Below are 24,123 nucleotides of genomic sequence, written 5' to 3' on the forward strand. Positions count from 1 at the left end.
GCTTTCTTTTGTCCTCTGAGGGAGACAGAGTGAAAGTGTCAGTCTGCCCTCATGCAGGTAACGCGTTAAATGACAGTTTGTAGGTAATTTTACCCAAGAGAACCTGTGCTGAAGGCAAGGCTTGCTGCGGCAATCAGTGCTGCATAATAAGCATCTGAACGGCTGATGGTTGAATCGAGCAGACCATTCCGGGCCATTTCGGCCTGTGTGACAGAGCCTGCACCATGCGTATAGGCCGTAAATGATGCATCAAAGCTTGTTTGTGAGGCGGTGTAGAGTCTGGTCGCGGCATTGTAAGCACTCAGGCTTGTGTGCAGAGCATTTTCTGCCGTGACAATTTGCTTGATCGACTCATTAACGGTCTGTTTCAGGGTGGCATTAGCACTTTCTTCCTGGTTATGCGCACGTTTAAGAAGAGCAGCTTTAAGACCACCATCAAAAATGGGGATGCTGACCCCCCCCAGTATCAGTGAGCTGAACCGGTTACCTGACAGGTTGAGTGTCGCATCATCACCGGCACCGGGAACAGAGCTTAGTCTCATATTCCCGGTAGAATATGATATATTACCTGTTGCAAAAATGCTCGGCAGAAAAGCGTCACGAGCTGCAGCTATCCGGTGACGTGCTGCACGGGCTGCTGCATAGGCAGCCAGAACATCAGGGCGGCGTGCGACAGCGGCTTTAACCATATTATCGCTCATGCGTACATCATCGAGTGAAAGTGGGCGGCCTGAGACATCTTCAAATGTAATATGAGAGTCAGCTGAAACACCAGCGGCTGTCAGCAGGCTGACATAGGTGTTTTCACTTTCACCTTCAGCCTGAACCAGGCGCAGCTCAACCTGAGCTGTAGCCTGCTGTGCCTGTGTGACATCAACAATAGTGCCCTGATCATGTCTTAGCCGGGCTTCAGCGGCCTGCTGTATATGGCGGGCATTTTCGAGTGCTATGCGGAGCAGTTTAATGCGTGAAGCGGCTGCCGCATGTGTGTAGAAGGCAATTGTAACGCCGTACATTACCTTCTGATGTGTCGCAGTAAAGATAACATTAGAGGCGAGCTGTAACTCACGGGCTGAACGTACGAGAGCTTCACGGCGGCCAAAGTCAAATAAAAGCCATTTCAGGCTCAGTGTCTGTACTTCTGCTGTGCCATGGTTGTGCCTGCGTGGCGAGCCGTCAGCATCCAGCTCATAGCCATCTCCATCAATTGACGCATTTGTTGTGTCACTTCTGCTCCGTGACCAGCCGCCGACAACAGCCGCTGAGAGGTAAGGCAGGTATGTGCTTTTGATAATGCCCACAGCAAGAGCAGCGTTACGAGCGGCTTCCCACGATTTTTTGGTTTCAGGGTTGGCGGACTGGGCTACATCAATCAGGTCGGGCAGCGAGTAAGGTTTGCCGGTTCGCGGTGGCAGAACGGATGAGGTGCCGGCTGCAAGTGCTTTAAAGTCAGAGGGCAGGACATAACCAGAAGGGAGTGCAAGCCCTTTTTTGTGCTGTCTGCCTGCCGCCACAACAGCGCCGCCGGAGGCGACATTGGGTGACCAGGGACTGTCATAGCGTGCTGGTGCGGTTGAAAGTTCAGATGTGGCACAGCCTGTCAGTGTCAGAGCTATGGCAGTCAGAACACGCAGGGAGCAGCGGGATTTCATGGTGTCAGGCTTTCCATAGTCTCGATACGGTGTGAGATGGCTGACAGGTTTTGTCCTTCAATGATTTTCGTACACATCTTGTCGGCATCATGAAAGGCCGCCTTAAAAGCGTACAGATTTGTCATTTCTGCACGTATATTGGCGGGTTCAGCTTCGGCAAACTCGACTGAGAGCTCACCTTCTGCAATGGCTGGCTGTAAAATCATGAGGCAATCTGTCTGTGTTTTCAGGTCTGGTGCAGCCTGAAGTTTTTTAAGGATACCGGTAACCTTATAAAGCTGCCCTGCAATGCTTTTATAAGCACTTGTGGGCCAGAAACTGGTGTACATGGCATAAGTCATAAAATTACCAATAAGAATACCAATTACGCGGTCACGTGCGGTGTCCATGTCACTTGTTGGTCCAAATGAGCTGAGGTCACTCAGGTCAAAAGCAAGTGCTATCTGAAAGCCGGCATAGGCAATGCGCTCATCACCGCTTTTGATCCATGCTGCAAGCAGAGAGACCACAAATACCATGATAAGGAATGCCGTTATTCCGTTCATATGTGGTAAAAGATAAATAATTGATAAAATACCTATCGCCCCGCCTATGGTGGCACCAATGATACGGAGTGTAAGTTTGGAGATCATGGCTCCCATTGTCGGCTGTGCAACAATGAAGCAGGTGATAATGCAGGTATGAATACCAGGCCAGGTCACCGACCGAAAGAGTACATAACTGCACATAACTGCAGCCGTACCTTTGAGAGAAAACCGGACATGTTCGGGGTTGGTAAAAGCATCAGCGCTAAAGAAACCGGTTTTTTCTTTTTTGGCTTTAGGTTTGCCGGTGGCAGATACTGTGTCGACCTGCGTGAAAATAGCCAGCAGCTCAGACAGCGACTGATAGGCCGCATACTCGTTGTCTATAACTGAGACATCACGGCATGAGGGGCATTTATCTTTTTCAAGAATTTCTGCCATTTGTGTCATCGTTTCGATGAGCTTAGCCGGTAGTTCTGGTCGTTCAGCATGGCAGGACTCAGCTCTGGCAATAGCAAGAATTGTAACAGAACAGCGTGCAGCCTGTGACAGGCAGGCGAGCTCATGCTTGTCCCATATGCGCTCCAGTCCCGACAATTTGGCCATTTTAAGCATGGGAGCCGCACCGCTGCGCAGCAGAGAAGTCGCATGTGCCAGAGTATTTTTGTCAGGGTGTTCGCTAAGCAGTTTAATGCTCAGGCGCATACGTGCGGCAATTTCCAGCGTTAAAAAATGGTGCGGTGAGGGGCAGATCAGCATACCCAGGATGATCAGAACAGCTCCCGGAACCAGGGTAAATAAATACGTATAGAGCAGCGCACGTGTAATCAGTTCACCAATAGGGATGTTCTCAAGAACAACCAGACCAAATACTGTAATCAGGCCGAGAAGATAAGCTATTGGCTTCAGTTTACTTGCCGAAGACAGAAAGAAAAAACAAAAAGATAAAACCGTGATGCATGAAACGAAAACGACCGGGCCATCAAGGGTAAATGTGACCATTACAAAAATCAGGCAAAGCAGCAGCCCGACCAAAATATTAATAAGTATGGCAACAATGACATTTGTTACCCGGTCTTTTTGCCATACCGCCATGGTGACAAGAGCTGTCACCCCGAGGTCTGGTACCTGCCATATTTCGCCGACCAGGGTAGATGCCGTACACCCTGCTGCCATACGCAGTGCATAACCCAGTCTGCCAGGTGCCGGGTCACATATCAGTTGCCACACACTTCTGGCTGTAAGTGGCGGGGAGAAAATTTTAATGACAGGAGGAGCCATGGCGAATCTCGACCGAGGCAGTTGCCCCCATACGAATAAGTAGAGAGGGTGGGTTCACAAGCTTAACACGAACGGGGAAGCGTTGCGCAACATGGACCCAGTCCATCTGGCGGGGTATGTAAGGTAAAGACCGGCTGAGATCGATACCATCTCCTGACATGACGCCCCAGCCTATGCTTGCGACCCGCCCTTCAAGAGGTACGCTGTGGTCGATCATAGAATAGACGGTTGCACAGTCTCCCGGTTTGATAGCCCGCAGGTAAAGCTCGCGTATGTTGGCGATGGCATACCACTGGTCATCAACGATCAGCGTAAATAATACCTGGGAGGGTGCCAGCACTTCGCCCGCCTTAACGGTCAGGCTGGTAATATAGCCGCTTTCAGGTGCGTAAACATGTGTCTGACGAAGCTGATAGCGGGCCTGCGCCAGCACGGCCTCGTTGACAGCAACAGCTGCTGTCGGGGTGTCAAGGTTACCAATGGCAACGTCTGATGCTTCTGACTGTTTGCGTGCCTGAATGACAGAAATATTCGTGTCATTTTGTGTCACACGGGCCTGGTCATATTGCTGCCAGGGGATGAAGGCACGTTTCGCCAGAGGTTCAAGGCGCGCGGTCGTGCGGTCAGCCAGAGCATTGTTTCTCTCAGCTCTGTTCAGCTGGTCGTGGGCTATAGCAGCCTGCGCCTGCCTTACAGCCAGCATACGCTGCTGGTCAGCGAGGCTGGCTTTTGAGAGGGCAACACTGGCTTCAGCCTGGCGTACAGCCAGCTGATAGGGCTCAGGGTCAATGACATACAGCAGGTCGCCTTTATTGACATGCTGGTTGATGACAGCATGCAGTTCTGTCATACGCCCGCCGACAACAGCGGCCACATGCACGACTTCAGCGGCAATTGTAGCACTGTTACTGGTTGGATAGTTATCATCGCGACCGGCAACATACAGAGTAACAGCTGTTGCTGCGGCAATGGAGATGAGAGCAACAAGGACACCCGTATATTTTTTTAGCGGGCTCTGAGGAGGAGTTTCAGTATTCATGGGCCAAAAACAACCAGCCAGAAGACAAGGGCGATGATGGTGCCCAGCGATACGTAAGTAAACAAACGAAAGCTGAGCCAGGCATCAATGCCAATGAGAAGAAAAAGGATGCGCAGACTGAGGGCAGAGCACACACCGATCAGGGTACACAGCATCCAGGATGGAAAATAAGCCCCGACAATCGGGAAGGAGGGAGCAATATTAAAACTGCAGCCGCTTAAAAAAAACGGTATCAGTGCAGGAGTAATATTACTGGCCGTGAAGGAATATCTGTGCGTAAATTTCTTTTTCAGAAGGGAACGAAAAGGCACCAGAAGCATGGATTTTAAAGTTACCTTTCGTGAGATTATTTTAGTAATCTGATTGATTTTGTTCACTTTATCAAACCATAAAACAGAGGCTATTCCAATAAATTTCTCTAAAGCAGATTAATAATTTTATATGAACAGCCTGTTGTTTTATGTTAGAAAAAAATTGTCTTTTTTATCGTAAGAAAACATAATATAAATTTTGCCGGCAATCAATGTTACGGTTGCCGGCATGAACTTTGTGTATACTTTGCGTGTTGTTACTACGTCAGCAGGAGTACAATCACAAGCCCCCACATCGTCAGTAATGTGTTGCTGACAGCATATGGCACAGTATAGCCAAGCATTGGCACATTACTTTTAGCGACGTCAGCAATCATCGCAACAGAGGCTGTGCTGGTACGTGCACCACCACAGCAGCCAAGGTTGATGGCCGGGTCAAAGCGGAAAATATACTTGCCAATGAGTGGTGCCAGAAGCATCGGAAAGGCTGTGGCAAAAACACCCCAGAAAAAGACACTCAGGCCTGCTTCCTTTAATCCTGTGATGAAGGTTGGGCCAGCAGAAATGCCCACAACAGCAATAAAGATGTTGAGCCCGACCGTGTTCATAAACCAGACAGAAGCAGCGGGAATGTTACCCAGTTTAGGTGTAACACTGCGCAGCCATCCCAGAATAAGGCCGGCAATCAGTGCACCGCCTGAGGCTGAGAGCGTGATGGGGATACCAGCAACGGGCAGGACTATGGAACCAAGCAGGCCGCCGACAAAAATGCCAGCCCCCACCATGACCATGCTTGTGACGTTGGTCGGGCGGTCAGCATAGCCAACAGCATTAATCAGCGTATCGACATTACGGCGTGTGCCTGTCACGGAGATAATATCTCCGCGGTTAATAACGGTTTGAGGCAGAGCAGGGATTTCAACGCTCATAGAGCCACGGCGGATCGAGTTAATATAAATACCGTGGGCATATGGTGCGCGTGCCAGGTCAATAAGCTTGCTGCTGTTAATCTGTTTGCTGGTAACAATGACATTGACGGTTTCAACCGGTATATCAATCAGCTCGCGGTCAGCCACTTCTTCAGCGTGGTTTGACCAGTAGACCAGAGCCTCATGAGAGCCGGAGACGGCAACAATATCACCCTGCTGTAAAACGGTGTTATCATCAAACGTGATGATTTTGCCGTTACGGCGAAGGTTTTCAAGAAAGAGACGTTCTTCACTCTCCTGCTCAGCCTCAGCTACGGTTTTGCCTGCAATAAGCCCTGCTGTTTCCAGCTTGTAGGCACGTACAATATATTCGTGCCAGGCGGTTTCAGCATGGTCATCATCAGGCTTAATGCTCATTTCGCGTTCATAACGCTGACATTCCTGCGTCAGGTTGATGCCGAGCAGCTTCGGGCCAAGAAAAGCCAGCATCCAGCCGGTGCCTACAGTGCCGAACAGGTAGGTCACGGCATAGGCAACCGGAATGGCATTAAGCTCTGACTGAATATGCTCAGGAGACAGGTTTGTGCGGTTTATGGCATCTGTCGCAAGGCCGATCGAAGCTGAGATGGTCTGTGACCCGGCAAGCAGGCCTTCGGCCATGCCAGGGCCATAGCCTGACATTACGGCTGCCAGATAGACAGAGCCCAGGCACAGCAGAGAAATAACGACAGCAAACAAAGCCTGAGGCAGGCCGTCATTGGCAATGCCTCTGACAAACTGTGGCCCCACACCGAACCCGACAGCAAACAAAAACAGAATGAAGAAAACAGATTTTACCTGAGGGGAAATGGTAATGCCGAGCTGACCGATCAGAACACCAACGAGCAGAGTGCCCGTAACAGCACCCAGGCTGAAACTTGAAAATTTGAGTGAACCTACCCAAAACCCGATAGCAAGTGTCAGAAAAATTGCCAGCTCCGGAGCTGAACGAAGCGTTTCAGCAATCCAGTGTAAGATCATCTGTAGGCTCTCCTTTTACCTGTAAGATGGCCTGCGTTGAGGAGCACAAAAATATACCTCCCCCGGTGTTATCCGGGGGAGGTATAGCCAGCGCATGAATTTTATTTCTTTTTGTCTTTGCCTGCTGTGCGTTTAAGCAGTTTCAGGCCCAGGTTTTTGTTGAAGCCATGAATTTCTTTGACATCAAGCTTACGCATAAAATCAACAATGCCCTGAGTAATGACCTGCCCGGGCACCATGATGGGGAAGCCAGGAGGGTAGGGAATAACAAAGTTGGCTGAAACCAGCACTGGCCCTGATTTAAGGCGTTTATCAATTTCGGGGTCATCAAGCGGAATGTATTCGCATTCGCTCTCTTTATAGGCATCATAGAACGCGCGGCGGATGTCGCCATGCAGGGTGTCAGCTTTGGGTTTTTCGCGGTAACGATCATCAAAGCGGCTGAAATCAGGCAGTTCTGGCAGGTCTTCAACCAGTTCACGCACTTTCAGTCTGAAAGCTTTTTTATAGTCGTTGGCGTTCTCGGTAATTTTGTTATCGAGATCAAGAGCAATTTCAACCAGAACACGAATGAGCAGCGCTATGTCACTGCGTGTATTGTTGATGTTGGACTGAAGAAGAACGCTGTTACGCGATGTTTTATTAAGCTGAATGTTAAATTTATCAGCCAGGATATTTTTGAAAGTGGTGCCGTCAAACCCGGCATGACCACAGAAGAGTGTCATACGGGTCGGGTCAAGCATAAACTCGTCTTCTTTAATGGCCTCCGCTGCTTTGTCCCAGCTGATATCATGGCTGTTGTAGCAGGTAATGCCTGAAGGACGGTAAGCAGAAGGAATCATCTCAGAGCTGTCGAGCACCTTGAAATATCTGGAGATGACGGGGTGGCTGTTAACCTGCTTTCTGATTTCAAGCGAAATCTGCACAGCGTTGCTGACCAGGCCATATCCTTCCAGCTGCATCTGGCGGCGGGCCACATCGAGTGAGGCAATGATCTGAAGGTTCGGGCTGGTTGAGGCATGGGTGAACACGGCCTCGTGGAACTGAGCCTCGACATGTTCGAAGTCAACATCCCTGACCAGAACGATCGAACCCTGACGCAGGGCAGACATAGATTTATGCACAGAGTTTGTCTGATACACGCGCAGGCGCACAGCCCGCGGGTCTGGCACCAGGCGGGTGTTCAGCAGGGTTTTATCATCTGGTGCGTTCCCCAGTTTTTTCTGCTGGTCTTCCCATGCTTTCAGGGCGGCTGGTTGTTTGAGGCTTTCCGTCAGGACAGCGGCAGCACCCATAGCTGTGCGCTGGCGCAGCAGAGGTGACCAGTGTGCAAAACCAAACCAGGCTTCATCCCACAGGAAGACGAGGTCGGGTTTGATAGCCAGACATTCTTCCATGACCCGGCGGGTGTCATACACATGGCCATCGAAAGTGCAGTTGGTCAGATCAACCATCTTAACACGGTCGAGCTCGCCCTGTGCTTTGAGTTTAAGCAAGGCTGTCTTGATGGTGCGCAGAGGCACAGCGCCATACATAGAGTATTGTGCCAGGGGGAAGGCCTCAACATAGTAAGGCTGAGCCCCTGCCAGCACACAGCCATAATGGTGTGATTTGTGACAGTTGCGGTCGAGAATAACGATATCGCCCGGGGCAAGAAGAGCCTGAAGGACCATCTTGTTACTGGTCGAGGTGCCATTCGTGACAAAGAAAGAGTGATCGGCACCAAAGGCTTTTGCGGCCAGGGCCTGAGCTTCTTTGATGTTACCTGTGGGTTCCAGCAGGCTGTCGAGCCCGCCGGTTGTGGCTGAGCTTTCTGCCAGGAAGAGGTTAGGGCCATAAAACTCGCCCATGTCACTGATCCAGTTGGAGGTAAAGACAGACTTACCCCGGGCAATTGGCAAAGCATGGAATGTGGCTATTGGCCGCTGTGCATACCGTTTCAGATTGTCAAAGAAAGGCGTTTTATAACGGTTGCGGATACCTTCAAGAATGGAAAGATGCAGCTCAAGCGGCTCTTCCATCTGATAGAAGATGCGGTTGATAAAATGGCATTCCGGTTTACCGGCCAGCGCTTCGATATTTCTGTCACTCAGCAGGTAGATATCAAGCTCAGGGCGAATTTTTTTAATGGCCTGAGCAAGGCGCAGTGTCAGAATTTCATCGTCAGAGGCGGAGAGGTCAATAACGGTGTTGAACACATCAAGCAGCGGGTTTTCGTTTGCAGCATGAGCAGCAAACCCTTCGTAAAGAACAACGGCGCTGATATCAGGGTTAATCAGAATAGCTGTCAGAGCATCAGGGGCGTTACCCACAATGACTGTCTGATAAATAAACTCGTCTTCAGGGCGGCGCACACCACGTGCTTCTTCCTGAATATGCTGCCAGCGTGACTGTGCATGAGGCACCACGCTCAGAACTTCAAAATAAGGTTTGTTCTTAATATGCGTCAGGGCCTGAGGCAGGCGGTTAACGGGTTCATCCTCAAGCTCTTCAAGGTTCCATGCGCTGACATCGCGGTGGTATTTCTGTGACACGATGGTTGTCGAAATACGCTGTGCCAGGCGCAGGAATGCCTTGGCATCATCTTCCTCCAGCCATTGTTTCAGGCGGGCCAGCAGGGCTGTGCCAGGATAGGCAAAGAACAGGTCAATTTCTTCAAGTTTTGTCAGGGCAGCACTCAGATCTTTTTTAATGCTGTCTGTTTTTGAAGAGGCTTCAGCCCAGTTCCGTGCAAGGTACAGAACATTCAGCCAGTTGTCAGAGCGCAGAGCTGGCGTTGCCAGTGATGTGCTGATCAGAGAATGATCAGAGGCAGAGTTCGATGTCATGAGAACGATCCTTATTCAGCCGCAAAAAAGAGCTGACCCTGCAGAGTTACGGCATTACGTTCTGCTGGGGCTGTTTAGAAAAGGCTATCTGTTGACCGGAATAGTGACGACAGAACCCGGGTTCTGAGTTGTTTTGGAAAGCTCAGACAGCATTTGCATCATGGTAAATGCCAGTTTGCTGTCAAAGTCTCTTTTATCAATCCAGTAGTAATAGTCGTCATAATGCACAGAGACGAAGTCATGATGTGGTCGTTTGTGCGATGAGTAAACTTTAATAAGAGATTGGTCCTCTTCATTCTGTGAAGTATTATTTCTGCGTGTGCTGCCTGAAGAGATCTCGTCATCGGGAATCTGGATCTGATAGGCAACCTGCCCCAGAATGCTGAGCATGCTGCGGGTTAGCAGTCTGACCTCACCGGGCTGGGCCTCTCCCACACCATAAACAATCTCGACGCGGGAAGAGCGGGAGGAGAAATGGAGAAGCTTTTTTACCTTTTGTTCGATCGCCAGCAGATGGGCGTCATCTGTTGCAGTGAGGCTGAGGTAAACGCGGCTGTGAGGTGGTGTTTTGTCAGTGGCGGATGCTTTATCCTGTTCAAGCTGAATACTGAGCAGCCCGGCTGCCTGTAGCACACGAAGGTCGTGAATCAGCTCAAGGAACTCGGTGGTCTGTGTATTAGCTGCCGCTGTCAGGTCATCGGAATTTTTAGAAAATGGCCTGTTATTGCTCATCATATTGACAGACTGAACTGACAGACGCAGCAGAATATCAATGGGCAGCCCGCCCATAGCCAGCGGGAGCAGGGTTGCAGGGGGAAGCGGGCGAAGGAAGCTGTATGCGTAGGCATCACCCGTAACAGGCTGGAAGGTGAAAGTTGGTGTTTCCTGAAACTGTCCTGCTATTCCGCCATTAGGCCGGATGGGGAAAGTATCAGAGGCAACCCCCAGGAACGAGCTTTGCTGTAGCTGATAGCCTGAGATAACCTGCGTTGTATTCAGCATGCCGGGGGCGTCAGCATAGCGCAGGCGCACGAGGTTGAGCAGAGTTTGTTGTTTGTTCGATTCAATCATCGAATCTGAATATTGCTCAACATCTCTGCCGAGCCTGTGAGAGCCCAGATTATAGCACCCGCTCAGAAAAAGAATACTGCTGCATAGTGCTATTTTCTTAATGCATCTCATCTCGAATCTTTCCGCTTACAGGCTGGCATGGCTGTCACAATGAAAGTCAGAGGCCACATATTACTCATACGCTATTTTATTCTTAACATAACACTGAGCGTGCGGGGAAGATATTGAGATAATATTATGTATATATAAAGGGAGTTTTTTTATTTTTTAGTTACATTTTACAGCATGTGAAAATATTGTTCATGACAAAACAGAGAAGAGTTTTGTTGATATATCAAATTTTTATTAAAAATTATTTATTATTAATTAAGGTGTTCGTATTTTGTGCTCAGGCAGGGCGGGTAATACAGACTTTATTACCCGGTAGTTTTTATATTGCCATATCGCCGGTAAATCAGAGGGGGAGGTGTTTCAGGTCTGTCTGCAATGGCCTGTTGTATGGCCGAATGGCCGGGTGCCTGTTTACAAACAGGGTCGGTGTTGCCTGCATTGCCGGTCAGAGCCAGAGCCTGGCAGCGGCAGCCACCCCAGTCAATTTCTTTCTGACTGCATGAGCGACAGGGGGCGGGCATCCAGTCTGTGCCACGGTATAAAGTGAACAGCGGGGAACGATACCAGATCTCTTCGAGTGAAGAATCTTTGACGGAAGGAAAAGTCAGCCCGGGAATACTTTCAGCAGCGTGACATGGCAGAACAGCACCCGCGGGTGAGATGTTGATAAACTTCTGTCCCCATCCGCCCATGCAGGGTTTGGGCTGGTCGGCATAATAATCAGGGGTTACAAAATCAACGGTAATGCGTGAGCCAAAACGCAGGCGCGCCTGTGCGACAGCCTCTTCAGTTTCTTCAAGCTGTGCACGGGAGGGAAGCAGGGCATCACGGTTTTTCAGGCCCCAGCCATAATATTGTGTGTGAGCAATTTCAACGCGGCGGGCTTTGAGTTGTTCGGCCATGTTCAGCATAGCAGGGACATTGCTGATGTTTTGCCGGTGAATAACAAAGTTAAGAGTAAGAGGCAGACCTGCCTCAGTGACCAGGCGTGCGGCTTCAAGTTTTTTTGCCTGAGCTCCGGCCATGCCACCAATACGCTCGGCTTCGTTCGGGTCAGCATCCTGAAAAGAGAGCTGCACGTGGTCCAGGCCCGCATCATACAGCGGCTTAAGCGTTTCAGTGGTTAGTAAAACGCCTGAGGTAATCAGGTTTGTATAAAGCCCAAGGCGTGACGCGGCCTGCACAAGCTCTGGCAGCCCCTGAAAGGCCATGGGCTCCCCACCGGAAAAATGAACCTGCAACACGCCCATCGCGGCGGCTTCTTCAAACACGCGGATCCAGGTTGCTATGTCCAGCTCGCGGGCGCGGGTTTCAAGTTCAACCGGGTTAGCGCAATAGGGGCATTGCAGCGGGCAGCGATGGGTCAGCTCAGCCAGCAGGCTCATCGGAGGTGGGGGAGTGGCTGTCATACGGTTTGTAATACCTGTTTTTCAGCCAGGTCACGGGTCATACGCAGCACATCAGCCAGAATAACATCATACGGTGCTGTAAATTTTTCATGCAGTATCGTGCTGATATCGCCCAGAGAGCGCTCACCATCAGCCAGCTGCAAAATTTCGGCGGCAATATTATCAACCAGAAAAACACGCTCCGGCGCCTGAATGAACCACCGCTCACGCACGCGGTCGAACTGCAGGCGGGTGCCACGCGCAAAACGCAGCACCGTGCTGGCTGAAAAAGTGCCGTCAGCCTGTGTCATCGGTCGTCCTGCGGGCGGAACGAGCCCGGAGGAATATGCCCGGGGGCAACATAGGCATAATCAAGCTCATCAAGCATTGACCACAGCACGCCACATTTAAATTTAAGGGCATTGATCACAGCCTGCTGCTGTTCGACAGTGCGGGCATGTTCTTTGACATAAGCCAGAGCAAAAGCTGAATCCTGCGGTGCCTGGGTCAGGCGCGGTGCAAAATAAGCCAGTGTTTCTTCAGTGATAAAACTATAGTTGCGCAGCATGCCTGACACGCGTTCACTGATGATGGTGGGTGAAAACAGCTCTGTCAGAGAGGAGGCAATGGCTTCGAGAACTGATTTATCGCGTACGAAGTGCACATAGGCATCAACTGCAAAGCGCGTTCCGGGTAAAAGCCCGTCGAGTGACTGAACATATGCTGTATCGAGGCCCAGCCCCTCAGTCAGTTTAAGCCAGCGGGCCACTCCGCCGGTGCCGGGCTCTGTGCCGTCATGGTCAATCAGCCGGCGGCGCCATTCGCGGCGCAGTTCGGGGGTGGGCAGGCGAGCCAGCAGCGTGGCATCTTTGGCAGGAATACTGGCCTGGTAGTAATAGCGGTTTAAGGCCCATGCCTGAATTTGCCCTCTGGTGAGCCTGCCGCCATGCAACGCTTTATGAAAGGGGTGCAGGTTGTGGTAGCGCTCTGCACCGATAGTACGAAGGGCTGCCTCAAGTTCATCAGGGGTGAGCAGTGTGGTCATAGAGTGAGCCTCATACCGTCATAAGCAATATCCCATCCGGCTTCTTTCGCCTGTTTACGCTCGGGCGAATCAGCCAGAAGGATCGGATTAGAGTTATTGATATGAATAAGAATTTTATGGGGAATGTTCAGGTTCGCGAAGGTGGCAATGGTGCCATCGGGCGTGTCAGCCACAGACATATGCCCCATGCGCCTGCCGGTTTTTTGCCCCAGCCTCATGCGGACCATCTCATCATCAGTCCATAATGTGCCGTCAAAAAATACGACATCGGCTGTTTTAAGGCGTTCACGCAGGGTATCAGTCATCATGGCGCAGCCGGGAATAAACAGAACATGCTGTTTGCCGTCTGAGATATCGAGGCCGATAAATTCACCGTCTGTTTTAATTTCAGCCGGGTTTTCGCCCTGCTCAGCGTAAAGAGGTACTTTGCCGGGCACGGCAAACGGCGTGATGGAAAAACCAGCAGGTGTCAGGGCAACGGGCTGGTCGGAATGCATTTCGTGTCTGGGCACGAGAGTGCGGTCAAGCGCGTTGAAAACAGGGTTGGCAGCAAGCTGCTCAAGTACGGGTGCCGTGGCGTAGAGAGAGAAGGCCTGCTTCTCACGCATTGTCAGCAGCCCGGTTATAGCGTCAATTTCGCCGCTGGTCAGAACAACGCCGCTAATGGGGGTTGAGCGCAGGCCGGTCCGGGGGTGCAGGGCCGGAGTCTGGTTGATCTGAGTGCGCAGGTCAGGCGAAGCATTGAGCACATACCAGTGAACACCATCACCGCTGACGGCAAGTGAGGCCTGAGTGCATGACTGCGCTGTGGGGTCACCCGCACGGGCGCGCTTACAGGCGGGTGCACCGGAATTCCACTGGGGGAATCCTCCTCCGGCAGCAGCGCCAAGAACAATAATGTCGAGCATTAACGACTAAGAAAGCACCCACACGCCAGCCAGGGCTCTTACAGCTCAGCTGAGCCTAAGCGGGCGCATGGGAGCGTATCTTATTTTTTCTGGCCGCAAACGTAGCTGTTAATTTCTGCGCCCAGCGGGATTTCGGTAACCTGAGGAGCTGTCCATGCCATGGTAATATATCCTGTTTGTTGTGTCAGTCGGTATGATAATACAACTGAGCCTGTTCAATCAAACCCTGCCAGAGGCAGGGCAGGTAGCCCTTTAATCATGGGCCTATAAGATATTATTATCAAAGGCAGAAGCTGCTATTTTTATATATTCTCACGCTTTTGTGAAAATTTGTTTTGCCTGGCTGAACGACATGCCGGTACTGACAGCGCAGTGATGTGAGCAGGGTTTTTTGCCTGTTTTTATGCCTGAGAGGGGTAAACCCGCCAGGCGGTAATTTCTGCACCTTTATGTGTGATAAAGCCATAGAGTATGTGCTTAAGAGCAATGCAGAATAATAAATTGACTTGCGTAAAAAAAAAGGTAGCGTGGCACCTGAATATGCAGGAAGTACCGTTCTGCCTTTTAAATGGTCTTCGGTTTCCAGGTCTTTCATAGTCCGGAGCAGACTGGCAGGAGGGGCGTGCTCTGTCAGTTATCCCAATGACGAAAGGTCGGAAAAATGGGTCTGTTTATGTTCGTGGCATTTATTATCTGCGGTCTGGATATTTTTGCTGTTGCAGCAACTGAAGTAAGCTTCATTGGCTTCGTTGTGGCATTTATCATTCCGTCTGTTCTCATGGCTGCTTATTGTCTGGTTGGCTTCAGCCAGGATTCGGCCGAAAAACTCAGTGGCGAACACCACTAAGATTACACAACGTTTCAGGCCCGCCTGATCGTTCTGTATTGCTGACGAAGAAAGCGCCTGACGGCTGGCCCGTGCAGGCGTTTTTTATTTTCAGACACGTAAAAGCTGTATAACTGATGTGCATATGACTGATATCACAGGAGAGACATTATGAAGAAGGTATGGAACCAGCCTTATCTTGAAACATGCTGTCGCTCTTCTCTGCACAGATTATGCCTGACGGGGGCTTCAGGCCGGCCCTCAGGTCTGCGTGATGATCCCTGCCTTGAGCGTATGCAGAAGATGGGATTCGTGCAGCGTTCACCTCAGGGGCGTTTTTTAGCCACTGATGCCGGATATGCCCGCTACAGGCAGGAAGTGCTTGGCATGAAACGGTATCGCGGTGGTCGCTGACCTGTCTGAGGCCGGGCGTCTGTGGCATACGCTCGACGGGCTGGCGTCAGAGCACGGCTTTACCCCTTCCGGCCTTGCCAGAGCAGCGGGGCTTGATCCGACAACTTTTAATCCTTCCCGGCGTCGTAACGCAAAGGGGGATTATCGCTGGCCGTCTCTGAGCAGCCTTTTCTCGGCCTTATCTGTTTTGCGCCTGTCTCTTTCAGAGTTTGCTGATGCCTTTGATAAAAGGCAGGTGGCCCGGCCAGTACCGGTGGAGGGGGGGGTGTTTTTGCCAGCTCTGCCTTTGTCCCGGCTGCATGAAGAGGGGGTTTTTGATCATACGGGCCTTCCCCGGACGATCATGTGGGAGAGTGTGGTCCTTCCTGGCGTATTTGCCCCCTCTGCCTACGTTGTCCGGGTCGATACCGATATGTATGAACCCGTGATGCGTGAGGAGAGCCTGATTGTGGTTGTGCCCGACCTGCCACCGCGCCGGCATGACCGTGTTTTGTGCAGTCAGATCGGGCGGCCCTCAGTCGCGGGGCTGTGGTCGCCTGGCGCCCCTGGTGCAGTACTGCCTTTTTTTGCCGGACAGTCAGAGCAGGAGTCGGATGAATTATCTGCGGTATCGGGCGGGGCAGAGATATGGGTGCACCGTATTATTACCGTGACCTTCTGAGAAAAATATGGCTCTGCGCTTTGCTCTGAGCAGGTGAGGCGAAGAGAATATAAAAAATTATGATAAAAGCCGTGCGAACTCAGACGGAAATGGCTGACTTTTTCTTTCCTATCCCTTAAAGGGAGCATCATGACCGATACACCTCTTTCGCTTATCCGCAATTTCTCGATCATTGCTCATATTGATCATGGGAAATCGACCCTCGCTGATCGTATGATCCAGGCCTGTGGTGCACTGACCGCACGTGAGATGACCAACCAGGTTCTTGATAATATGGACCTGGAGCGCGAACGTGGCATCACCATTAAAGCACAGACCGTCAGGCTGCTTTACCCGGCAAAAGACGGGCAGACTTATGTCCTGAACCTGATGGACACGCCCGGACATGTTGACTTCGCCTATGAGGTCAGCCGTTCGCTTGCTGCCTGCGAGGGGTCTCTTCTGGTGGTTGATGCCTCTCAGGGGGTTGAAGCGCAGACGCTGGCTAACGTGTATCAGGCTATTGATGCCAACCATGAAATTGTTCCGATCCTCAATAAGGTTGATCTGCCAGCGGCTGAGCCCGAACGTGTTAAGGCGCAGATCGAAGAGGTGATTGGTATTCCTGCTGATGATGCGGTCGAGATTTCTGCTAAGACCGGCCTGAATATCGAGGGCGTTCTTGAGGCTGTTGTAACCCGTCTTCCCCCGCCGCAGGGTGATGCTGAAAAACCACTTCAGGCAATGCTGATTGACAGCTGGTACGACCCTTATCTCGGGGTTATCGTGCTGGTGCGTGTGAAGGAAGGTCGTCTGCGCAGAGGCATAAAAATGCGCATGATGTCGAGTGGTGCGGTGCATCAGATCGACCAGGTTGGTGTGTTCTCTCCGCGTATGACACCAATTGACAGCATTGGCCCGGGCGAGATGGGCTATATTAATGCGGCTATTAAAACTGTTGCTGACTGTAACGTGGGTGACACCATCACGGATGACCGTCGTCCGGCCGAAAAAGCTCTTGCCGGGTTTAAGCCATCTATCCCGGTGGTATGGTGTGGTCTCTTCCCTGTTGTGGCGGACGACTTTGAAAAGCTGCGTGACAGCCTTGCCAAGCTGCGTCTTAACGATGCCTCCTTCCATTACGAGGCCGAGACATCAGCTGCACTTGGTTTTGGTTTCCGTTGTGGCTTCCTGGGGCTTTTGCACCTTGAGATTATTCAGGAGCGTCTCTCACGCGAGTTCGACCTTGACCTGATCGCAACAGCGCCGTCGGTTGTTTACAACATCACCATGACCAATGGCACGAAGGAAGTTTTGCATAACCCGGCTGATATGCCTGATCTCTCGCAGATCGACCATATTGAAGAGCCATGGATCAAAGCAACCATCATGGTGCCGGATGAATATCTGGGTGCGGTGCTGACGTTGTGCAGCGAGCGTCGTGGTGTGCAGGCTGACCTTACTTATGTTGGCACCCGTGCCATGGCTGTATATCGCCTGCCGCTTAACGAAGTGGTTTTTGACTTCTATGACCGCCTGAAATCACTGACACGTGGTTATGCCAGTTTTGATTATCAGATGGATGGGTATGAAGAGAGTGATCTCGTACGTATCTCCATCCTTGTGAATCAGGAACCTGTTGACGCTCTGTCTTTCATTGCACACCGCTCAGCCTCTGAAACCCGCGGGCGGGCAATATGTGCACGTCTTAAAGACCTGATTCCCCGGCAGCTGTTTAAAATTGCTATTCAGGCGGCTATTGGCAGCAAGGTTATTGCGCGTGAGACCATTGGTGCATTGTCAAAAGACGTAACGGCAAAGTGCTATGGTGGTGATATTTCCCGTAAAAGAAAGCTGCTTGAAAAGCAGAAAGAAGGGAAAAAACGCATGCGTCAGTTTGGTAAGGTTGAAATTCCGCAAAGCGCGTTCCTTGCTGCTTTGAAAATGGATGGCTAAAGCGAAAATAGTTTTTATGTGCCTGGTGCCGGTATGTCCTTGCTGGTATCAGGTGCGAAAAGCAGCCTGACAAAAAGTTTGTTTATGTTGCTATGTTGCTGGAGTGTCAGAGGACGGTTATGAACAGCACGGCTTCTTTTGATCCCGGAAAACACACCAGTGTGACGTTCCCGGAGGGTCTGGACCTCGAATGTGGTGTTCATCTTGCTCCGCTTGAGGTTGCTTATCGCACATACGGTACATTGTCTGAAAAACGCGATAATGCGATTGTTATCTGTCACGCGCTCACAGGTGATCAGTACGTTGCTGAATCGCACCCGCTTACCGGTAAGCCCGGCTGGTGGGCACGCATGGTCGGGCCTGGCTGCCCGATTGATACAGACCGCTTTTTTGTGATCTGCCCCAATGTGCTGGGGGGCTGCATGGGCAGCACCGGCCCGCGCTCTGTCCGCAGCGATGGTAAGGGAAACGGCTCAGAGTGCTGGGGTACTGACTTTCCGCCCATTACGGTGCGTGACATGGTGCGTGCCCAGCACAGTCTCGTAAAACATCTTGGAATAGAACGCCTTTTTGCCGTTGTTGGCGGGTCAATGGGGGGGATGCAGGCGCTTGAGTGGGCAGTTACCTACCCGCATATGATGCTGGCCGTTCTCCCTCTGGCAACGTCACCGTTTCATTCCGCGCAGAATATTGCCTTTAACGAGGTGGGGCGTCAGTCAGTTTTCGCTGACCCTGACTGGCATGGCGGGCGTTACTGGGAATATGGCAAAGTGCCAGCGCGAGGTCTCGCTGTTGCGCGCATGATGGCGCATATTACCTATCTGTCGGAAGAGGCGCTGACCCGTAAATTTGGCAGGCGTGTGCGCAGGGAGCAGCTGGCGTCGCAGGCACCTGAAACGTCTTTGTCGATGTTCAGTGATATCTTTGAGGTGGAGTCGTATCTGCGTTATCAGGGCTCTTCTTTTGTGAACCGCTTTGACGCAAATTCTTATCTGACGATCACCCGCGCGATGGACTGGTTTGACCTGGCGGCTGAGCATGAAGGTGATTTATCAGCCGCTTTTGCGGGTACTCCGGTACGTTTTTGCGTTGTGTCTTTTTCTTCTGACTGGCTTTTTCCTACCTCGGTGTCACGCCAGCTGGTGAATGCACTGAACCGGGTGGCGGCCAATGTCTCTTTTGTAGAAATAGAGAGCGACAAAGGGCATGATGCCTTTTTGCTCGATGAGCCGGATTTTGACCGCACAGTCAGGGGTTTTCTGTGCGGTGTTGCTGAACATGCGGGGCTTGCCTGATGCGACTTGACCAGCGCCTTATTGCTGAAATGGTAAAGCCGGGAACGCGCGTTCTCGATGTTGGCAGCGGAGACGGAGCGCTGATTGGTCATCTCTTCCGCGAGCGTCAGTGTGATGCGCGTGGTATTGAGATTAATATGCGTGAGGTGACCCGCTCTGTCGCGCATGGTTTGCCGGTTGTGCACGGAGATGCAGATAATGACCTGGTGCATTATCCTGATGGCGCGTTTGACTATGTGGTGTTGCAGCGCACCTTACAGGCGGTTGAACGCCCGCGTGAGGTGCTGCGGCAGATGCTGCGCATTGGCCGTCATGCCATTGTCTCTTTTCCCAATTTCGGGCACTGGCGGCTGCGCCTCCAGCTGCTGCTGACAGGGCGTATGCCGATGACATCGGTATGGAGCACCCCCTGGTATGAGACGCCAAATGTGCATCCGTGCACCATTCGCGACTTCCTGGCATTGTGTGAGGAGGAGGGGTACACCGTGCTGCAGTGGATGGCCGTTGACGAAGATGGCAGCCGTGCCCCCTGGCGGCGCTCTGTACGGCTGGCTAATCTGTTTGGTGAGCAGGCCCTGTTCCTGCTGGGGCGCCGTTAAGGCACCCCATAGATAAAGCTGATCAGGTGCGGCGTTGCAGGTCAATGACCATGCGGCCGCAAATCTTGCCGTCTTCCATTTCCTGAAAAATATCGTTGATATCTTCAATGGCGCGTAACGTTACCTTTGGCGTAACTTTGCCTTCGGCAGCAAACTGAAACGCTTCAGCTAAATCCTGACGTGTGCCAACCAGAGAGCCCACAACTTCGATTCCATCCAGCACCAGGCGGGGAATATCCAGGCTCATGGCTTCGGGGGGCAGACCAACGGCGATGACCCGTCCACCGGCACGCACGGCGCCAACTGCTGAGTTAAAGGCATCTTTAGCGACGGCGGTTACGACTGCCGCATGGCATCCGCCGGTTTTTTCCTGAATAACGCTGGTGGCGTCTTCTTTCCGCGGGTTAACGACAAGGTCAGCCCCCATCTCTGTTGCCAGGCGTAGCTGTGAGTCGTTTACATCAACAGCGACTACTTTGGCGTTAAAGACGTTTTTAGCATATTGCAGGGCGAGGTTGCCCAGGCCGCCAAGGCCATAAATAACAATCCACTGGCCCGGCGTTGTGCGGGTCATTTTGATTGCTTTGTAGGTGGTTACGCCGGCACAGGTTATGCTGCTGGCAGCGGCTGAGTCGAGAGAGTCTGGCACTTTTACGGCATAATCAGCAACGACAATACATTCTTCGGCCATGCCGCCATCAACACTGAAACCGGCATTTTCTACACTGCGACACAGGGTTTCATGACCTGTTGTACAATATTCGCAATGGCCACACCCTTTAAAAAACCATGCCACGCTGGCGCGGTCTCCTGGTTTGAGCGATGTCACGCCTGGCCCGACTTCGCTGACAATACCAACGCCTTCATGGCCAAGTGTTACGCCGGTTTTATCTCCAAAATCAGCATTTTTAACGTGCAGGTCTGTGTGGCATACGCCGCAGCACACCATTTTAAGCAGTGCTTCGCCATGTTTAAGCGGGCGCAGCGTTTTATTTGTAATTTTGACTTTATGGTCTTTGGTAACAACTGCAGCTTTCACGAATTCTCTCCTGCTGAGTGTGAAAGCAGAGATGAATTCTCTGCACGCAGACATTCGCAGAAGAAGAGGATGATGCGAAGAGTGAATTTTATGTAATCTTAAAGAATTTGCTGCATGTCAGGATATCTGTGGCAGATGCAGAGAGACGCTTAAAAAAAACTCTTTTAAGATAAAGGCCGAATTTTCATTAAGGGGTATTTTAAAAGCGGGCTTGGTAGTGCCCTGCTTTGATTGTCATAATACGATGATTTCCATCGCATTGGTGCCCAGAAGAAGACTCGAACTTCCACGACCTTTCGGCCACAGGTACCTGAAACCTGCGCGTCTACCAATTCCGCCATCTGGGCTCAAATGACTACCTGAAGTTTGTTTGCATCAGGTCGGTGAACGGGTGTTTATCGCGACAGGCCAGGTGCGTCAATCGGGTAAAATGATTTTTTTCATTTTTATGAAGTTTTTTTTCATTACCATTTTGTATAACTTCATAAAATTACAGTCTCTTAGTCTGTGGGGGGTCATTTATACGGTGTTGTGATGTCAGGGTTGTTGCGGCCTTTTGGTAATGGGTATGCTACTATGTCTTCAGATAGCTGACAGAACAGAGCCTGTTTTTTGCATGTGAGCAGATCAGGCAGGAGAGGGACAGATGAGCGCAGGCAGAATAGCCACCGTTTTTGGTGGGAACGGTTTTGTAGGGCAGTATGTGGTTCAGCACCTGGCCCGTGCAGGGTATCTTGTGCGTGTTGCCGGGCGCCGGCCCGACCTTGCTTCTCTGCTGCGCCCGCTTGGTGATGTCGGTCAGATCGCCCCGTTCTATGCCCCCGTGCAGGATGAAGAGGCTGTTGCCTGTGTTGTTAAGGGCGCCTCTGTTGTTGTGAACCTGGTTGCCGTGCTGGGCGGGCGGGGGCTTGAAAGTGTAAATGTCGAGGGTGCAAAGCGTGTTGCGCGCCTGTCTGCCGCCGCGGGTGTGGAGACCTTTGTGCAGGTCTCAGCGCTTGGTGCCGCCTCTGATGCCCCTTCAGCCTACGGGCGTAGCCGCGCTGCGGGTGAGGAGGCTGTGAAGCAATATATCCCCACAGCGTCGATTATTCGCCCGTCCGTTATTTTCGGGCCGGATGATCATTTCTTTAACCGCCTTGCTTCTCTGGCGCGTTTTCTGCCGGTTATGCCGGTGTATGGTGCCTCTGCCCGTCTTCAACCTGTTTTTGTGGGTGATGTGGCTGAGAGTATCGCCCGTATTATTCTGACGCCTGAGCTTGCTGAGGCCGGCAAGACCTGGTCTCTGGGCGGGCCGGATATCCTGACAATGCGTGAAATTTATCGCTGGATTCTGGCGCAGACGAAGCGTGAAAACCTGCTGGTCAGAGTGCCTGGCTGGATCGCCACTCTCCAGGCCGCGTTTTTTGAGCGTCTGCCAGGTCAGATTCTCACGCGTGATCAGCTCCGTATGCTCTCGCAGGATAATGTTCTGTCCCCGGGTGAGCCTGGTTTTGCCGAGCTGGATATGGAGCCAAACAGCATTGAGCGTTGTGTGCCTTTTTATATGGAGCGCTTTCGTCCGGGTGGTGGCCGTTCAGGTATTGTTGTTTCAAAACAGGATATTATAACGCAATAGGACTCTTTTGAGTCCTATGTTTATGAACAAATTTACATATTACGACGTTTCGGTTTTGTGAAAAACAGAGAAAGGTCAGCTTTGCTGTCTTTTCACAAAAGGGGGAAGAGTTTACCTCAGGCTAACCTGTTTTGGGCGTAGTGTGTCTGCTGCGCCATTTTAATCGGGAAGGCGCCCCCATGACCGAATCAATGCTCAAGTTTGTTTCTGTTGCGCAGCAGCAGCCCGAAAAGCGTACAGCCCCGGCCCGTAAAGCCGACTTCAATGAAATTTATGAAGATTTCAAACCGCAGGAGGCAACAACTCAGGCGAGCCGCTGCTCGCAGTGTGGTGTGCCTTTTTGTTCGGTTGGCTGCCCGCTTGGAAATAACATTCCTGACTGGCTTATGCTGACGGCCAATAACCGTCTTGAAGAAGCCTATGAAATTTCCTCAGCGACAAACACATTTCCTGAAATTTGTGGCCGTATCTGCCCCCAGGACCGTCTGTGCGAAGGCAGCTGCGTTATCGAACCAGGCTTTGAGAGCGTAACTATTGGTGCGGTCGAGCGTTATGTAACCGATACAGCTTTCGAAAAAGGCTGGGTTAAACCTGTTTCTCCCGTAACCGAGCGTAGTGAGTCAGTCGGTATTGTCGGGGCTGGTCCTGCAGGTCTTGCCGCAGCTGACCGCCTGAGAAGCAAAGGCTATCAGGTTCATATCTATGACCGGTATGACCGCGTGGGTGGCCTGCTGGTTTATGGTATTCCGGGCTTTAAGCTTGAAAAAGATATCGTAGCCCGCCGTCATAAACTGCTTGAGGATGGTGGCGTCATCTTCCACATGGGGCAGGGTATTGGTGAGGCTGAAGGCGAGCTCTCTTTCGCTGAGCTGCGTAAACGTCATACGGCTGTTCTGGTTGCAACCGGTGTTTACAAATCGCGTGACCTGGGTGGCCCGGGTGCCGGCCTGAAAGGTATTGAGAAAGCTCTTGATTACCTGACAGCATCTAACCGTCGCTCTCTTGGTGATACGCTGACAGACGAGGCAAAAGGCCTTGATGCTGCGGGGCGTAATGTCGTGGTTATCGGCGGTGGTGACACAGCGATGGACTGTGTGCGTACAGCTATTCGTCAGGGTGCGAAGTCAGTTAAGTGTCTTTACCGCCGTGATAAAGCCAATATGCCTGGTTCAGCCCGCGAAGTGAAAAACGCTGAAGAAGAAGGTGTTGATTTCGTATGGCTCGCCGCACCAGAGGCTTTTCTGGGTGATGAGACAGTCACAGGTGTTCGCGCTGTGCGTATGCGCCTGGGGCAGAACGATGCTTCAGGTCGTCAGGCGATTGAAGCTGTTGATGGCAGCTCTTTCACCATCGAAGCAGACCTTGTCATTAAGGCGCTGGGTTTTGACCCTGAACCACTGCCAAAATTATGGGCGCAGCCTGCTTTGTCAGTGTCACGCTGGGGCACTCTTGCTGTTAAGTCTGATACTTTCATGACCAGCCTGCCTGGTGTTTTTGCCGCAGGTGATATTGTGCGCGGTGCCAGCCTGGTTGTGTGGGCCATTCGTGATGGTCGTGATGCAGCTGATTGTATCGATAAGTGGATTGAGGAAAACGCACCAGCCAGCGTAGCAGCGGTGCAGGGATGAGTGA

21 protein-coding genes and 1 tRNA gene are annotated in these 24,123 nt (G+C 51.6%); 8 read left to right on the forward strand and 14 right to left on the reverse strand.

Features of this window, described 5'->3' with window-relative positions:
* Nucleotides 1–89: 89 nt before the first annotated feature.
* From HK25_RS02080 to pqqA, 12 genes are all read right to left on the reverse strand, one after another.
* Nucleotides 90–1,652 carry a TolC family protein gene (locus HK25_RS02080; protein WP_086635140.1) on the reverse strand — a complete coding sequence of 521 codons (1,563 nt, stop codon included), beginning with the start codon at nucleotides 1,650–1,652 and terminating at the stop codon, nucleotides 90–92.
* A complete protein-coding gene (locus tag HK25_RS02085; RefSeq protein WP_233127601.1) occupies nucleotides 1,649–3,457 on the reverse strand; it encodes an FUSC family protein in 1,809 nt (602 codons plus the stop codon). The genes HK25_RS02080 and HK25_RS02085 overlap by 4 nt, the downstream gene beginning before the upstream one ends.
* Entirely contained in the window at nucleotides 3,438–4,496 is a 1,059-nt protein-coding gene (gene mdtN, locus HK25_RS02090) for a multidrug transporter subunit MdtN (RefSeq protein WP_086635141.1), read from the reverse strand. Before mdtN ends, HK25_RS02085 begins: the two co-directional genes overlap by 20 nt.
* Nucleotides 4,493–4,816 (reverse strand): YtcA family lipoprotein, encoded by a 324-nt coding sequence (locus HK25_RS02095; protein ID WP_086635142.1) that lies wholly within the window; start codon nucleotides 4,814–4,816, stop codon nucleotides 4,493–4,495. The genes mdtN and HK25_RS02095 overlap by 4 nt, the downstream gene beginning before the upstream one ends.
* A 251-nt stretch (nucleotides 4,817–5,067) precedes the next feature.
* Nucleotides 5,068–6,756 carry an aspartate-alanine antiporter gene (gene aspT, locus HK25_RS02100; protein ID WP_086635143.1) on the reverse strand — a complete coding sequence of 563 codons (1,689 nt, stop codon included), beginning with the start codon at nucleotides 6,754–6,756 and terminating at the stop codon, nucleotides 5,068–5,070.
* A gap of 101 nt (nucleotides 6,757–6,857) precedes the next feature.
* On the reverse strand, nucleotides 6,858–9,584 hold the full coding sequence (locus tag HK25_RS02105) for a decarboxylase (protein WP_086635144.1): 2,727 nt from the start codon (nucleotides 9,582–9,584) through the stop codon (nucleotides 6,858–6,860).
* 84 nt (nucleotides 9,585–9,668) lie between these two features.
* Nucleotides 9,669–10,766 (reverse strand): hypothetical protein, encoded by a 1,098-nt coding sequence (locus HK25_RS02110; protein ID WP_086553428.1) that lies wholly within the window; start codon nucleotides 10,764–10,766, stop codon nucleotides 9,669–9,671.
* 305 nt (nucleotides 10,767–11,071) lie between these two features.
* Complete coding sequence (gene pqqE / locus HK25_RS02115) at nucleotides 11,072–12,175, reverse strand: pyrroloquinoline quinone biosynthesis protein PqqE (protein WP_086635145.1); 1,104 nt, start codon at nucleotides 12,173–12,175, stop codon at nucleotides 11,072–11,074.
* Nucleotides 12,172–12,465 carry a pyrroloquinoline quinone biosynthesis peptide chaperone PqqD gene (pqqD, locus tag HK25_RS02120; protein WP_086635146.1) on the reverse strand — a complete coding sequence of 98 codons (294 nt, stop codon included), beginning with the start codon at nucleotides 12,463–12,465 and terminating at the stop codon, nucleotides 12,172–12,174. Before pqqD ends, pqqE begins: the two co-directional genes overlap by 4 nt.
* Entirely contained in the window at nucleotides 12,462–13,199 is a 738-nt protein-coding gene (pqqC, locus tag HK25_RS02125) for a pyrroloquinoline-quinone synthase PqqC (RefSeq protein WP_086553425.1), read from the reverse strand. Before pqqC ends, pqqD begins: the two co-directional genes overlap by 4 nt.
* Nucleotides 13,196–14,107: a pyrroloquinoline quinone biosynthesis protein PqqB gene (gene pqqB, locus HK25_RS02130; RefSeq protein WP_086635147.1), complete on the reverse strand. Its 912-nt coding sequence runs from the start codon at nucleotides 14,105–14,107 to the stop codon at nucleotides 13,196–13,198. Before pqqB ends, pqqC begins: the two co-directional genes overlap by 4 nt.
* 80 nt (nucleotides 14,108–14,187) lie before the next feature.
* Nucleotides 14,188–14,268, reverse strand: a complete 81-nt coding sequence (gene pqqA / locus HK25_RS02135) for a pyrroloquinoline quinone precursor peptide PqqA (protein WP_086553423.1) — start codon at nucleotides 14,266–14,268, stop codon at nucleotides 14,188–14,190.
* 512 nt (nucleotides 14,269–14,780) lie between these two features.
* On the opposite strand from pqqA, the gene HK25_RS02145 reads away from it, so the two are divergent.
* The 6 genes from HK25_RS02145 (at nucleotide 14,781) to metW (ending at nucleotide 19,837) form a co-directional block, all read left to right on the forward strand.
* The gene (locus HK25_RS02145) at nucleotides 14,781–14,954 is read left to right on the forward strand and encodes a hypothetical protein (RefSeq protein WP_158092769.1); all 174 of its coding nucleotides are present in this window, start codon (nucleotides 14,781–14,783) and stop codon (nucleotides 14,952–14,954) included.
* A gap of 150 nt (nucleotides 14,955–15,104) precedes the next feature.
* Nucleotides 15,105–15,347, forward strand: coding sequence for a hypothetical protein (locus tag HK25_RS02150; RefSeq protein WP_086553420.1), 243 nt, complete (start codon nucleotides 15,105–15,107; stop codon nucleotides 15,345–15,347).
* A complete protein-coding gene (locus tag HK25_RS02155) occupies nucleotides 15,337–16,008 on the forward strand; it encodes a hypothetical protein (RefSeq protein ID WP_086635149.1) in 672 nt (223 codons plus the stop codon). Before HK25_RS02150 ends, HK25_RS02155 begins: the two co-directional genes overlap by 11 nt.
* 129 nt (nucleotides 16,009–16,137) lie before the next feature.
* Entirely contained in the window at nucleotides 16,138–17,943 is a 1,806-nt protein-coding gene (gene lepA, locus HK25_RS02160; protein WP_086553418.1) for a translation elongation factor 4, read from the forward strand.
* Nucleotides 17,944–18,062: 119 nt separating this feature from the next.
* Complete coding sequence (locus HK25_RS02165) at nucleotides 18,063–19,238, forward strand: homoserine O-acetyltransferase (protein ID WP_086553417.1); 1,176 nt, start codon at nucleotides 18,063–18,065, stop codon at nucleotides 19,236–19,238.
* Nucleotides 19,238–19,837: a methionine biosynthesis protein MetW gene (metW, locus tag HK25_RS02170; protein ID WP_086553416.1), complete on the forward strand. Its 600-nt coding sequence runs from the start codon at nucleotides 19,238–19,240 to the stop codon at nucleotides 19,835–19,837. The genes HK25_RS02165 and metW overlap by 1 nt, the downstream gene beginning before the upstream one ends.
* Nucleotides 19,838–19,859: 22 nt before the next feature.
* On the opposite strand, the gene adhP is transcribed toward metW, so the two are convergent.
* Both adhP and HK25_RS02180 read right to left on the reverse strand, forming a co-directional pair.
* A complete protein-coding gene (gene adhP, locus HK25_RS02175; RefSeq protein ID WP_086553415.1) occupies nucleotides 19,860–20,876 on the reverse strand; it encodes an alcohol dehydrogenase AdhP in 1,017 nt (338 codons plus the stop codon).
* A gap of 260 nt (nucleotides 20,877–21,136) precedes the next feature.
* Nucleotides 21,137–21,223, reverse strand: a tRNA-Leu gene (locus HK25_RS02180).
* Between the two features lie 299 nt (nucleotides 21,224–21,522).
* Here HK25_RS02180 and HK25_RS02185 point away from each other — a divergent pair.
* Nucleotides 21,523–22,491 carry a complex I NDUFA9 subunit family protein gene (locus tag HK25_RS02185; protein WP_086635150.1) on the forward strand — a complete coding sequence of 323 codons (969 nt, stop codon included), beginning with the start codon at nucleotides 21,523–21,525 and terminating at the stop codon, nucleotides 22,489–22,491.
* 179 nt (nucleotides 22,492–22,670) lie between these two features.
* A complete protein-coding gene (locus HK25_RS02190; protein WP_086553484.1) occupies nucleotides 22,671–24,119 on the forward strand; it encodes an NAD(P)-dependent oxidoreductase in 1,449 nt (482 codons plus the stop codon).
* Nucleotides 24,120–24,123: the final 4 nt, after the last annotated feature.

It is taken from the genome of Acetobacter sp. DsW_059 (assembly GCF_002153695.1).
Classification (GTDB): domain Bacteria; phylum Pseudomonadota; class Alphaproteobacteria; order Acetobacterales; family Acetobacteraceae; genus Acetobacter; species Acetobacter thailandicus.